Source organism: Saccharopolyspora gregorii (assembly GCF_024734405.1).
GTDB classification, from domain to species: domain Bacteria; phylum Actinomycetota; class Actinomycetes; order Mycobacteriales; family Pseudonocardiaceae; genus Saccharopolyspora_C; species Saccharopolyspora_C gregorii.
This window is the reverse complement of sequence record NZ_CP059556.1, coordinates 4,779,828-4,793,495: the sequence shown is the minus strand read 5'-3', so window position 1 is coordinate 4,793,495 and position 13,668 is coordinate 4,779,828. Positions and strand designations below refer to the sequence as shown.

Genomic DNA, 13,668 nt, shown 5'->3' with positions numbered 1-13,668 from the left:
GAACGCGTGACACCATCGCCTGAATGAGTCGCCTGCTGACCGCCGCCTGCGCGCTGTTGCTGCTCAGCGGTGCCGCCGCCTGCTCCACCACGCCGAGCGCGCCGCTGCTGGAACCGCACTCCGAGCGCAGCGGTCCCGCCGGGCCCGTGCCCGCCGGGCTGGAGCGGTACTACGGCCAGCAGCTCGACTGGGGACCGTGCGCCGACTACGCCACCAGCAGCGCCGACCGCACCGCCTTCCAGGACCGCGCCCTCGAATGCGCCCGGCTGCAGGTGCCGCTCGACCACGCCCACCCCGAGGGCAGACAGATCAGCATCGGGGTGCTGCGCAAACCGGCCACCGACCCCGATCGGCGGATCGGCTCGCTGCTGATGAACCCCGGCGGGCCCGGCGCCTCCGGGATGAGCGCCGCCGCGAGCCTCGGCCCCGCGCTGCAGAACACCGAACTCGGCACCCGCTTCGACCAGGTCGGCTTCGACCCGCGCGGCATCGGCGCCAGCGAACCCGCCGTCCGCTGCCTCACCGACCAGGAGCGGGACGCCGACCGGCTCGACTCCGACGCCGACCCCTCGCCCGAGGGCACCGCCGAGACCGAGCGGGAAGTCCGCGAGTACTCCGGCAAGTGCGCGCAGCGCACCGGCACCGATGTGCTCGCCCACGTCGGCACCCGGGACGTCGTGCAGGACATGGACGTGCTGCGCTCCGCGCTCGGCGACCCGAAGCTCACCTACCTCGGCTACTCCTACGGCACCCGCATCGGCTCCGCGTACGCCGAGCGGTACCCGGGCAACGTGCGCGCCATGATCCTCGACGGCGCCATCGACCCGAGCCAGGACGCCATCGACGAGCAGGTGCTGCAGGGCGCCGGGTTCCAGCGCGCCTTCGACTCCTTCGCCCGCTGGTGCACCGAACGCCGCGATTGCGCCCTCGGCGCCGACCCCGCCCGGGCCACCGCCGCGTTCCAGCGGCTCGCGCGGCCGCTGCTGGCGGAACCGGTGCCGGCCGGGGACCGGAAGCTGTCCTACACCGACGCCACCACCGCCGTCATCCAGGCGCTCTACGCGCAGAACATGTGGCCCGCGCTCAACACCGGCCTCGAAGAGCTCGCCCGGGGGCGCGGGACCGTGCTGCTCACCCTCGCCGACTCCTACTACGGGCGCGACGCCGACGGCACCTACAGCAACATCACCGACGCGTTCAACGCCGTGCGCTGCGTCGACGACCCGCGCGTGACCGACCGGAACGTCTTGCGCGAAGCCGACCGCCGCTACCGCGAAGCAGCCCCGTTCCTCGACGACGGGCTGCCCGCCAACAGCGCCATGGACATGTGCTCGTTCTGGCCGGTGCCCGTCACCGGGGAAGCCGAGCAGCCCTCGGTCAGCGGGCTCCCGCCGCTGCTGGTCATCTCCACCACCGGCGACCCCGCCACGCCCTACGACGCGGGAGTGCACCTCGCCGAAGCGCTGCGCGCCCGGCTGCTCACCTTCGAGGGCACCCAGCACACCGCGTTCCTGCAGGGGGACAGCTGCGTCGACCAGGCCGGCATCGACTACCTCACCGAGCTCGAACTGCCCGCCGAAGGCACCCGCTGCACGTGATCACCACCACCGGCGTCCCGCGAACCGGACGGTAACCAGGACGCAACGGGCGCGGTCCCGCAACCCGCGCAGCGCAGGAATTAGGCTGCGGGCATGAACCGCCAGCAGGAGTTCGTGCTCCGCACCCTGGAGGAACGTGACATCCGCTTCGTGCGGCTGTGGTTCACCGACGTCCTCGGCATCCTCAAATCGGTGGCGATCTCGCCCGCCGAGCTCGAAGGTGCCTTCAGCGAGGGCATCGGGTTCGACGGCTCCGCCATCGAAGGGTTCTCGCGCATCTACGAGTCGGACATGATCGCCAAGCCCGACCCGGCGACCTTCCAGGTCCTGCCCTGGGAGACCCCGGACGGCGAGCACTACTCGGCCCGCATGTTCTGCGACATCGCCATGCCGGACGGTTCCCCGTGCTGGGCCGACCCGCGGCACGTGCTGCGCCGCACCCTGTCCAAGGCCACCGAGGCCGGGTTCACCTGCTACGTGCACCCCGAGATCGAGTTCTTCCTGCTGAAGAACCTGCCCACCACCGGCGTCGAACCCGAACCGGCCGACTCCGGCGGCTACTTCGACCAGGCCAGCCACGACGCCGCCCCGCACTTCCGGCGCAACGCCATCGAGACGCTCGAAGCGATGGGCATCTCCGTCGAGTTCAGCCACCACGAGGGCGCCCCCGGCCAGCAGGAGATCGACCTGCGCTACGCCGACGCGCTCACCATGGCCGACAACGTGATGACGTTCCGGTACACGGTCAAGGAGGTCGCGCTCATGCAGGGCGTGCACGCCTCCTTCATGCCGAAGCCGTTCACCGCGCAGCCCGGCTCGGGCATGCACACCCACTTCAGCCTGTTCGAGGGCGACCAGAACGCCTTCTACCACCCGGAGAACCCCTACGAGCTCTCCGACACCGGGCGCGCGTTCGTCGCGGGCATCCTCACCCACGCGCGCGAGATCAGCGCCGTCACCAACCAGTGGGTGAACTCGTACAAGCGGCTCATCGTCGGCGGCGAAGCGCCCACCGCGGTGTGCTGGGGGCACGCCAACCGCTCCGCGCTGGTGCGGGTGCCGATGTACTCGCCCGGCAAGTCCTCCTCGCGGCGCGTCGAGGTCCGCAGCCTCGACTCCGCCTGCAACCCGTACCTGGCCTACGCGGTGATCCTCGCCGCCGGCCTGCGCGGGGTCGAGAAGGGCTACGAGCTGCCGCCCGCCACCGAGGACGACGTGTGGTCGCTGACCGAGGGCGAGCGCAAGGCCGCCGGGTACGCGAGCCTCCCGCAGAACCTCAACGACGCGCTCACCGAGATGGAGAGCTCCGAGCTGGTGGCCGAAACCCTCGGCGAGCACGTCTTCGACTTCTTCCTCCGCAACAAGCGCAACGAGTGGGACGGGTACCGCAGCCGCGTCACGCCCTACGAGCTGCAGAGCCTGATGCCGATGCTGTGACCGGCACCCGACCCCCTGTGACCGGGCTCAAGCCGATCTCCTGGGGTCAGGCCGTGGGCAGCCGGAGGGCGGGGCGATAGGTTCGCCCCCGTGACTGATTCGCAGGCGCAGCCCGAGCCCTCCGGCGCCCCCGACGCCGAAGCCACCGCCGACCTGTTGGAGCACCGGGCCGACGAACCGGAATGGCCCGCCGAGCACCACGACGGCCGGGACGACGAAGCCGCCGGAGCCGCCGGTGACGCGGACTTCGACGCCGAGCAGGCCACCCTGATCGGCTGCACCGTCGCCGGGCCCGGCCAGCTCCCCGCGGCCCGCGTGCTGCGCGAATCGTTCCTGCGCCACCACCCCGGAGCCCGCTTCGTCGTGCTGCCGGTCGGCGGCGCGGCCCCCGGCGGCGACGTGGTCACGCCCGGGCGGATCGGCGTCGACGACGACGAGTTCGCCCGCCTCGCCGTCGCCTGCACCGCCGACCAGCTCCGCGCCGTGCTGCGGCCCCGGCTGCTGCAGCACCTGCTGGCGACCGGGGCGACCGCGCTCTACCTCGAACCGTCGGTGCAGATCTTCAGCGAGTTCGACGACCTGCTGCGCGAGCTCACCCCCGATCGGCCCGTGGCGCTGGTGCCGCGCGTGCTGCGCACCCTCTACGCCGACGGGTTCCGGCCCAGCGCCACCGATCTCGTCGAGTCCGGGCCGTTCGACCCGAGCGTGCTCGGCGTCCGGCCCGGCGCGGAGGACTTCCTCGCCGCCTGGGCCGAGCAGGTCCGCGCCGACCCCAGCGTCGGGATGCTCCTCGACGGCGCGCCCGCGCTCGTCGACCACCACGTGCTGCGCGATCCCGGCGTCGGGCTGTCGGTGTGGAACGCGGCGCAGCGCGAACTCATCCCCACCGGCGACGGCGGGCACGCGGTGGACGGCGCGCTGCTGCGCAGCATCCACTTCGACGGGTTCCAGCCGCAGCGGCCGTGGCTGCTGTCCACCCACTACGCCGACCGGCCGCGGGTGCTGCTGTCCGAGCACCCGGTGCTCGCCGGGTTGTGCGCCGCCTACCGCAACGCGCTCGTCGAAGCCGGCTACACCCGCGAACAGCCGCACCCGTACGACGCGCTGCCCGACGGAACCCCGCTGCCCGCCGCGCTGCGCCGCGACTACCTCGACGCGTGGCAGCGCGGGACGGCCCCGGCCAGCCCGTTCGCGCCCGGCGGCGGTCCCGCCGACTTCCTCGGCTGGGCCTGCGAACCCGCCGACGACAAGCAGCGCGCCGCGGGCGGATCCCGGTGGACCGCCGCGGTGTGGGCCGACGACCAGGTGCTGCGCGGCAGCTACCCGGAGCCGTTCGGCGCGGACGCCGCCGGGTTCCGCGAGTGGTGCGCGGGCGTCGGCGTCGCCAGCGGCCGGGTCCCCGCCGCCGCCATCGGCGACCGCGGCGACACCGAGCGCTCGACGCTGGTCGACCAGCTCGGCGTGGCCGTCCTCGGCACCGGGCGCACCGCGGAACTGGTCCGCGCCGCCGTGCGCGCCTCCGGACTGCCGTCCGCGGACACCCCGTACTACCCGGTGGTGTTGCGCTGCGAACCCGGGCTCGCGGTGCCCGCCGGGCGGCACCTGGTCGACGTGCAGCCCGACGGCACCGATCCGGACGGGGCCGTGGAGGCCTGGGTGCTCTCCGAAGCCGCCCGCCAGGCCACCCGCCGCGCGGGCGGACCCACCACCCGCGTCGTCGCGCTCCCGCTGCTCGACCCCGGCCCGGTGGACCTGCCCACCCGCAAGGCCGCCCGCGCCCGCCACGGGTTGTCCGAGGAGTTCGTCATCGGCGCCTTCGCCGACCACTCCGACGAACGCCGGGACAACGTGCTGGGCCTGGTCACCGCCTTCTTCGCCGCGTTCCCGGAACGGGAGGACGCGCACCTGCTGATCGCCGTCACCGGCGCCGCCGCGCACCCGGAAGCCGCCGAGCGGCTCCGGCTCGCGACCGCCTCCGACCCGCGCGTGCACCTGGTCGAGGACGAGATCGACACCGACGCGCTGCTCGCGACCGCCGACTGCGTCGCCTCGCTGCACCGCCCCGCCGGCGGCGACCGGTACGCGCTGCGGCTGCTGGAGGTCGCCGCGCACGGGGTGCCGGTGCTGGCCGCCGACCACGGGGCCGTCGCCGAACTCCTCGGCTCCGCGGGCGCCACCCTGGTGCCCTGCCAGGGCCAGGGCGAACCGGACGTGGAGGCCGCCGCCGCCGCGCTCCGCGCCGCCGCCGACGATCCCGAGGCCATCGCGGCCGCCGGGCAGCGCGCCCGCGACCACCTGCTCGCCCAGCACAGCGTCAACCACGCCGCGGAGCGCCTGCGCGGGCACGTCGAGCACGCCTACCGGAACTGGCGCACCAAGTGGGCCAAGGACCGGCACGGCGACCTCGACGACCCGCTGCACCCGCTGCTGGTCGCGCGGCACGCGCTGCACCGGGCGCCCGACGTCGGCGCGGGCGGCCGGAACTCCGTCGCCCCCGCGCTGCGCAAGGCGGTGCTGCGGGTGCTCAGCCACTACGACGACCACATCCGCGACGTGCTGCGCTCGATGGTGGACGGCGTCGAGCAGACCGCGGCGGAGCTGCTGCGCCGCCAGTACGACGCCGACGGGGGAGGGGAGGAGATCGACCAGCTCCGCGCCGAGCTCGGCCGCGTCGACCAGCGCCACGACCAGCTCGACGAACGGCTCACCAGCATCGACGACGGCATGGTGCGCGCCCGGGCGGACCTCGCCGACCAGCACCGCAGGCTCCGCGCGCTGGAGGGCGGCTCCGCCGCGGAGCCCGGTGCCCAGGACGACCTGCTGGCGCAGCGCCTCGACAGCCTCACCACCGCGGTGGAACGGACCCTGGACCGGATCGACGCGCTGGAGCAGGAGCGCGAAGCGGCCCGGGAGCAGGAGCTGGAGACGACGCTGCGCTCCGCCACCAGCGACGCGGCCTACGCGCTGCACCGGACCGACGTGTTGCAGCGCATCCTGCTGCGCGAGCACGAGCGCAACACCGGCGCGGGCGACGGCACCAGCACCCCGGTGCTCTGCGACGCCGGGCTGCTGCGGCTGCCCGCCGACGACGGCCTGATGCTGCCGTGGCTGTCCTCGCACGCCACCTGGGACGCGGAGACCTCGGCGCTGATCGATTCGCTGCTCGAACCGGACGGGGTGTTCCTCGACGTCGGCGCCTACGTGGGCTACCAGGCGGTGCGGGTGTTGAGCAGGCTCGGCAACAGCGGTGCCGTGATCGCGGTCGAACCCAGCGCGGACGGCCGGGCCCTGCTGCAGCGCAACGTGGAGGTGAACGTGCCCGCGGCCTGGGGCCGGCGGCTCACCACCATCGAGGCCGCCGCGTGGGACGCCCCCGCCGACCTGGCAGCGGAGCGCTCCTTGGCGGGCGGGGTCTCGGTGCGCCCCGCCGAGGAATCCGATCCGGCCGAGGACCGGGTGCCCGGCGTCCGGTTGGACAAGGAGCTGGAGGGCACCGCGACGCTGCACGACATGACCCTGTCGGTGGTGCACGTCGACGTCGGTGCCCGCGTCCACCGGGTGCTCGGCGGCCTGGTCCGGCTGCTGCGGCGGGACCGCCCGTCGATCATCTGCTCGTTCACCCCGGCCGGCATCGCCGAACTCGGCGACGACCCGGCGACCGCGTTGCGCGAGTTCGGGACCTGGGGCTACGAGCTGGTCCCGGTCGGGCGCACGACGGCGGTTCCCGCGTCCGAGCTGTTGGAGGCCGTGGAAGCGGCGGGCACGAGCACGGTGAAGCTCTGGCTCCGGCCGAAGGGGAAGTGATCCTCCGCCGACGGTGGATGTCAAGGGTCTGACCAGGCGATTTGACATTCACGGAGAGTGTGCGTAACTTTCTCTTCGTCGCACGGCAAGCCGGACGGAACAGGACGCAAGAGCCTGGCGGGGACGGCGAAGGTGGCGGCGCCCGGGTTTCACCCGGAAGCGCGCACCGGACGGGACGAGCGGGTTTGACACCGCGAAGCGGACCGGGTAACGTACGACAGTCGCTGAAATCGAGAGGCGCTCCTTCGCGGAGCGGGTCACGACTCAGCAGTGGACAACTCCAGAACAGGTCGACGATCGGGCCGGCCAGGGACGCGGGAAACCGCGGAAACGCGAAAGCGACCCCCCCTGAAACGGCCGAAAACGAGCCTGCTAGAGTTTGAAACATCGCAAGAACGAAAGACGAAATGAACTGACTCCCCGGAGTTCGCGGCCCTGGATGCAGGGGTTGTGGGTGATGGTGTGGGTGTGTTCTTTGAGAACTCAACAGCGTGCCGATGATGGTGAGTGGTAAACTCATCTTGATGAATTACATGCCTCGGCTTTCTTCGGATTGCTGGGGTGCCTCGTTTATTTCGGGGCAGGATTTACTCTAAGACATTGTTGGAGAGTTTGATCCTGGCTCAGGACGAACGCTGGCGGCGTGCTTAACACATGCAAGTCGAACGCTGAAGCCCTTCGGGGTGGATGAGTGGCGAACGGGTGAGTAACACGTGGGTAATCTGCCCTGCACTCTGGGATAAGCCTTGGAAACGGGGTCTAATACCGGATAGGACACGTGGCCGCATGGTCTGCGTGTGGAAAGTTCCGGCGGTGCAGGTTGAGCCCGCGGCCTATCAGCTTGTTGGTGGGGTGATGGCCTACCAAGGCGACGACGGGTAGCCGGCCTGAGAGGGTGACCGGCCACACTGGGACTGAGACACGGCCCAGACTCCTACGGGAGGCAGCAGTGGGGAATCTTGCGCAATGGGCGAAAGCCTGACGCAGCAACGCCGCGTGGGGGATGACGGCCTTCGGGTTGTAAACCTCTTTCGACATCGACGAAGCCTTCGGGTGACGGTAGGTGTAGAAGAAGCACCGGCTAACTACGTGCCAGCAGCCGCGGTAATACGTAGGGTGCGAGCGTTGTCCGGAATTATTGGGCGTAAAGAGCTCGTAGGCGGTTTGTCGCGTCGGCCGTGAAAACCTGCCGCTTAACGGTGGGCGTGCGGTCGATACGGGCAGACTTGAGTTCGGTAGGGGAGACTGGAATTCCTGGTGTAGCGGTGAAATGCGCAGATATCAGGAGGAACACCGGTGGCGAAGGCGGGTCTCTGGGCCGATACTGACGCTGAGGAGCGAAAGCGTGGGGAGCGAACAGGATTAGATACCCTGGTAGTCCACGCCGTAAACGGTGGGCGCTAGGTGTGGGGACTGTTTCCACGGTTCCTGTGCCGTAGCTAACGCATTAAGCGCCCCGCCTGGGGAGTACGGCCGCAAGGCTAAAACTCAAAGGAATTGACGGGGGCCCGCACAAGCGGCGGAGCATGTGGATTAATTCGATGCAACGCGAAGAACCTTACCTGGGTTTGACATGCACAGGATCGCCCCTGAGAGGGGGTTTCCCTTGTGGCCTGTGTGCAGGTGGTGCATGGCTGTCGTCAGCTCGTGTCGTGAGATGTTGGGTTAAGTCCCGCAACGAGCGCAACCCTTGTCCTGTGTTGCCAGCACGTGATGGTGGGGACTCGCAGGAGACTGCCGGGGTCAACTCGGAGGAAGGTGGGGATGACGTCAAGTCATCATGCCCCTTATGCCCAGGGCTTCACACATGCTACAATGGCTGGTACAGAGGGTGGCGATACCGTGAGGTGGAGCGAATCCTTAAAGCCGGTCTCAGTTCGGATCGGGGTCTGCAACTCGACCCCGTGAAGTCGGAGTCGCTAGTAATCGCAGATCAGCAGTGCTGCGGTGAATACGTTCCCGGGCCTTGTACACACCGCCCGTCACGTCATGAAAGTCGGTAACACCCGAAGCCCATGGCCCAACCGGTTCGCCCGGGGGGAGTGGTCGAAGGTGGGACTGGCGATTGGGACGAAGTCGTAACAAGGTAGCCGTACCGGAAGGTGCGGCTGGATCACCTCCTTTCTAAGGAGCAATACACGTCCGCGAACGCTGGCCCTGTGGGGGTGGTGTTGGTGGGGTGTCCAGGGTTGAGAAGGCATGTGTTCTTCTGTTCTGGGTGCTCAAGGATTTAGTGGAAATGCCACTCGGAGTTTTCGTCATCGTGCACGCTGTTGGGTGTCTGAGAGGACACACTGGTGACCGTGGCCTGTTTGTGGGTTGTGGTTGGTGTCTTGTCGGTTGTTGTTTGAGAACTGTATAGTGGATGCGAGCATCTTTGTGGCCAAGTTATGTAGGGCACATGGTGGATGCCTTGGTACCAGGGGCCGATGAAGGACGTGGGAGGCTGCGAAATGCCTCGGGGAGCTGTCAACCGAGCTGTGATCCGAGGGTGTCCGAATGGGGAAACCCGGCCCGAGTGATGTCGGGTCACCTGCACCTGAATGTATAGGGTGTTGGGAGGGAACGCGGGGAAGTGAAACATCTCAGTACCCGTAGGAAGAGAAAACACTGGTGATTCCGTGAGTAGTGGCGAGCGAAAGCGGAGGAGGCTAAACCGGGCGCGTGGGATACCTGGCAGGGGTTGCGTGTCTGGGGTTGTGGGGCTTGTCTGGAGGCGGCTGTCACCGTTTCAGCGTGGTTGTGTGTGTTAGTTGAACAGGTTGGGATGCCTGGCCGGAGTGGGTGAGAGTCCCGTAGGCGAAAGCACATGCGATACGTGTGGATTTGTTCCCGAGTAGCAGCGTTTCCGTGGAGGGCGCTGTGAATCTGGCGGGACCACTCGCTAAGCCTAAATACTTCCTGGTGACCGATAGTGGATAGTACCGTGAGGGAATGGTGAAAAGTACCCCGGGAGGGGAGTGAAATAGTTCCTGAAACCATGTGCCTGCAATCCGTCAGAGCATGATCTTTGGGTTGTGTGATGGCGTGCCTTTTGAAGAATGAGCCTGCGAGTTGCTGCTGCGTGGCGAGGTTAACCTGTTGTGGGGTAGCCGGAGCGAAAGCGAGTCTGAAGAGGGCGTGGAGTCGCGTGGTGCAGACCCGAAGCGGAGTGATCTACCCATGGCCAGGGTGAAGCGCGGGTAAGACCGTGTGGAGGCCCGAACCCACCAGGGTTGAAAACCTGGGGGATGAGTTGTGGGTAGGGGTGAAAGGCCAATCAAACTTCGTGATAGCTGGTTCTCCCCGAAATGCATTTAGGTGCAGCGTCGTGTGTTTCCTGGGTGGGGTAGAGCACTGGTTGGTTGATGGGCCTTATGGGTTACTGACGTCAGCTAAACTCCGAATACGCCTGGGTAGAGCGCGGCAGTGAGACGGTGGGGGAGAAGCTTCATCGTCGAGAGGGAAACAGCCCAGAACACCGGCTAAGGCCCCTAAGTGTGTGCTCAGTGGGAAAGGATGTGGGATTGCCCAGACAACCAGGAGGTTGGCTTAGAAGCAGCCATCCTTGAAAGAGTGCGTAATAGCTCACTGGTCAAGTGGTCCTGCGCCGACAATGTAGCGGGGCTGAAGTGCACCGCCGAAGCCGTGTCAATGAGTCCTTGGTGGCTTGTTGGGTAGGGGAGCGTCCTGCATGCAGTGAAGCGTCACCGTAAGGTTGGCGTGGAGTGTGTGGGAGTGAGAATGCAGGCATGAGTAGCGAGAGCAGAGTGAGAATCTCTGCCGCCGATTGACTAAGGGTTCCTGGGGCAGGTTCGTCCGCCCAGGGTGAGTCGGGGCCTAAGGCGAGGCCGACAGGCGTAGTCGATGGAGAACGGGTTGATATTCCCGTACCCGTGTGCACGCGCCCATGGCGAAACGGTTGAGACTAACCATCCGCGAGCATGATGGCTCTTCGGAGTTGTTGTGTGAGTGCATGGGACCTGATTCTGCGGTAGTCAAGTGATGGGGTGACGTAGTGGGGTAGCTGTGCCAGTGAGTGGTAGTACTGGTGTAAGCCTGTAGCCTGCCGTCTAGGTAAATCCGGGCGGCGTGAAGGGTGAGGGGTGATGCGTAGCCGTTGTGGTGAAGTCAGTGATCCCGTGCTACCGAGAAAAGCCTCTAGCGATGTGTGTGCATGGCCCGTACCCGAAACCGACACAGGTGGTCAGGTAGAGTATACCGAGGCGGTCGGGTGAACTGTGGTCAAGGAATTCGGCAAATTGCCCCCGTAACTTCGGGAGAAGGGGGGCCATTGCTGGTGAAGGGATTTACTCCTGGAGCTGGTGGTGGCCGCAGAGGCCAGGGAGAAGCGACTGTTTACTAAAAACACAGGTCCGTGCGAAGTCGTAAGACGAGGTATACGGACTGACGCCTGCCCGGTGCTGGAACGTTAAGAGGACCTGTTAGCACATCTTTGGTGTGTGAAGCGGAGAATTTAAGCGCCAGTAAACGGCGGTGGTAACTATAACCATCCTAAGGTAGCGAAATTCCTTGTCGGGTAAGTTCCGACCTGCACGAATGGCGTAACGACTTCTCCGCTGTCTCGACCACAGGCCCGGTGAAATTGCAGTACGAGTAAAGATGCTCGTTTCGCGCGGCAGGACGGAAAGACCCCGGGACCTTTACTATAGCTTGGTATTGGTGTTCGGTGCGGCTTGTGTAGGATAGGTGGGAGACTGTGAAGCGTTCACGCTAGTGGGTGTGGAGTCGTTGTTGAAATACCACTCTGGTCGTTCTGAGCATCTGAACCTCGGACCCTGATCGGGTTCAGGGACAGTGCCTGGTGGGTAGTTTAACTGGGGCGGTTGCCTCCTAAAGGGTAACGGAGGCGCCCAAAGGTTCCCTCAGCCTGGTTGGTCATCAGGTGTTGAGTGTAAGTGTATAAGGGAGCTTGACTGTGAGACTGACAGGTCGAGCAGGTGCGAAAGCAGGGACTAGTGATCCGGCACTGGCTGGTGGAAGCGGTGTCGCTCAACGGATAAAAGGTACCCCGGGGATAACAGGCTGATCTTGCCCAAGAGTCCATATCGACGGCATGGTTTGGCACCTCGATGTCGGCTCGTCGCATCCTGGGGCTGGAGTTGGTCCCAAGGGTTGGGCTGTTCGCCCATTAAAGCGGCACGCGAGCTGGGTTTAGAACGTCGTGAGACAGTTCGGTCCCTATCCGCCGCGCGCGTAGGAGATGTGAGGAAGGCTGTCCCTAGTACGAGAGGACCGGGACGGACGGACCTCTGGTGTGCCAGTTGTTCCGCCAGGAGCAGGGCTGGTTGGCTACGTTCGGGAGGGATAACCGCTGAAAGCATCTAAGCGGGAAGCCTGTTCCAAGATGACGTCTCCCACCCCTTTGTGGGTTAAGGCCTCCTAGAGATGATGGGGTTGATAGGCTCGGCATGGAAGCACAGTAATGTGTGGAGTGGACGGGTACTAATAGGCCGAGGACTTGTTCACGAAGATTGCTACGCATCCACTATACGGTGTCTGAGGCAGCAACTGGTTGGTTGTTGAATTGGATAGAGGTTTCACACGGCGCCCCGGGTGGGGTGTTGGTGTGGTTGGATTTGTCGGTGGTTTTAGCGGAGCGGGGAACGCCCGGTCCCATTCCGAACCCGGAAGCTAAGCCCTCCAGCGCCGATGGTACTGCACTCGATAGGGTGTGGGAGAGTAGGACACCGCCGACAATACTCATGAGGGGACACGCCCCGGAACCAAGTTCCGGGGCGTGTCCTGCTTTCCAGGCCCGTTCCGGGCATGTTGCTGGCCTGGGGCGAAGACGAGGGTGACGCGGGGCCCGGTCTCCGGGGGTGGTTTCACAGCCATCCTCCGGGGACCGGGCCCTTTTGTGTTCCCGGTCAGGACCTCGGTACCGGGTTGAGCGGGTGCGGGTTGTGAAGCCTGGTTCCGGGGGATGGCATGGCGTCGTCCGCTGGGACCGGGCCTTTTGCGCGTCCGGAGAATTTCTGCACTCGGCCGGATGAACTCCTTCACCCGGAACGCGGCGAACGGTGTGCCGAAACCCGCGGTGCGTCTCGTAGTCTGCGGGCATGGAGCGCGTGCGGATGCTGGTCGTGGAGCCGTCGGCGATCGCCCCGGTGGGGCGGCTCGGGGAATGGCTGTCGGAGGCCGGCGCGGAACTGGACGTGGTGCGGGCACCGGAGATCCCCGGGCGGGAAGCGCTGGACGAGTACGAGGCGCTGATCGTGATGGGCGGGGGGATGGGCGCGCTCGACGACTCCGAGCATCCGTGGCTGGCGGACGTGCGGGCCCTGCTGAGCTCCGCGGTGAGCAAGCAGCTGCCGGTGCTGGGCGTGTGCCTCGGCGCCCAGCTGCTCGCGGCGTCCACGGGCGGTCGGGTGGCGCCGATCAAGAAGGGGCCGGAGGTGGGGACCTCGCTGGTCGCGAAGCGCGACGCGGCGGTGGACGATCCGCTGCTGGGACCGCTGCCGCTGACGCCGGACGTGCTCCAGTTCCACAACGACGAGGTGACGCGGCTGCCTCCCGGGGCACAGCTGCTGGCGGCGTCCCCCGCCTGCGAGAACCAGGCGTTCCGGGTGGGCGTGTGCGCCTACGGGGTGCAGTTCCACGTCGAGACCACGCCGGAGATCGTGCTGGACTGGGCGCGCTCCATGCCGGAGACCGCCGCGTCGGCCCGTCCCGGGCAGCTGGAGCCCGCACACCTGGAGCGGTTCCACGCGGAACTGGCGGAGACCTGGGAGCCCGTCGCGGGGCGTTTCGTCCGATTGGCCGCGACTCCGCCGGAGCAGCGCCGCGGTTCCCGGGCACTGCCGATGGCGTGAGGCGGTTCCGGTCG

4 protein-coding genes and 3 rRNA genes are annotated in these 13,668 nt (G+C 67.0%); all 7 read left to right on the top strand.

Going from position 1 to position 13,668, the window contains the following annotated elements; all coding sequences use genetic code 11:
- Nucleotides 1-23 precede the first annotated feature (23 nt).
- The 7 genes from H1226_RS20840 to H1226_RS20810 all read left to right on the top strand — a co-directional run bounded on the left by H1226_RS20840 (nucleotide 24) and on the right by H1226_RS20810 (nucleotide 13,654).
- Nucleotides 24-1,598 carry an alpha/beta hydrolase gene (locus tag H1226_RS20840; RefSeq protein WP_258342163.1) on the top strand — a complete coding sequence of 525 codons (1,575 nt, stop codon included), beginning with the start codon at nucleotides 24-26 and terminating at the stop codon, nucleotides 1,596-1,598.
- Between the two features lie 93 nt (nucleotides 1,599-1,691).
- Nucleotides 1,692-3,035, top strand: coding sequence for a type I glutamate--ammonia ligase (glnA, locus tag H1226_RS20835; RefSeq protein ID WP_258342162.1), 1,344 nt, complete (start codon nucleotides 1,692-1,694; stop codon nucleotides 3,033-3,035).
- A gap of 90 nt (nucleotides 3,036-3,125) precedes the next feature.
- Nucleotides 3,126-6,839 (top strand): FkbM family methyltransferase, encoded by a 3,714-nt coding sequence (locus H1226_RS20830; RefSeq protein WP_258342161.1) that lies wholly within the window; start codon nucleotides 3,126-3,128, stop codon nucleotides 6,837-6,839.
- Between the two features lie 600 nt (nucleotides 6,840-7,439).
- Nucleotides 7,440-8,963: ribosomal RNA gene (locus H1226_RS20825) — 16S ribosomal RNA — on the top strand.
- Between the two features lie 257 nt (nucleotides 8,964-9,220).
- Nucleotides 9,221-12,308, top strand: a 23S ribosomal RNA gene (locus H1226_RS20820).
- Nucleotides 12,309-12,420: 112 nt separating this feature from the next.
- Nucleotides 12,421-12,538, top strand: a 5S ribosomal RNA gene (gene rrf, locus H1226_RS20815).
- Together the 16S, 23S and 5S rRNA genes form the textbook arrangement of a ribosomal RNA operon.
- Before the next feature lie 363 nt (nucleotides 12,539-12,901).
- Complete coding sequence (locus H1226_RS20810) at nucleotides 12,902-13,654, top strand: type 1 glutamine amidotransferase (RefSeq protein ID WP_258342160.1); 753 nt, start codon at nucleotides 12,902-12,904, stop codon at nucleotides 13,652-13,654.
- Nucleotides 13,655-13,668: the final 14 nt, after the last annotated feature.

Coding starts and splice junctions, on each gene's coding strand:
- glnA (WP_258342162.1), top strand. CDS start 1,692: ATGAACCGCCAGCAGGAGTTCGTGCTCCGCACCCTGGAGGAACGTGAC.
- H1226_RS20810 (WP_258342160.1), top strand. CDS start 12,902: ATGGAGCGCGTGCGGATGCTGGTCGTGGAGCCGTCGGCGATCGCCCCG.
- H1226_RS20840 (WP_258342163.1), top strand. CDS start 24: ATGAGTCGCCTGCTGACCGCCGCCTGCGCGCTGTTGCTGCTCAGCGGT.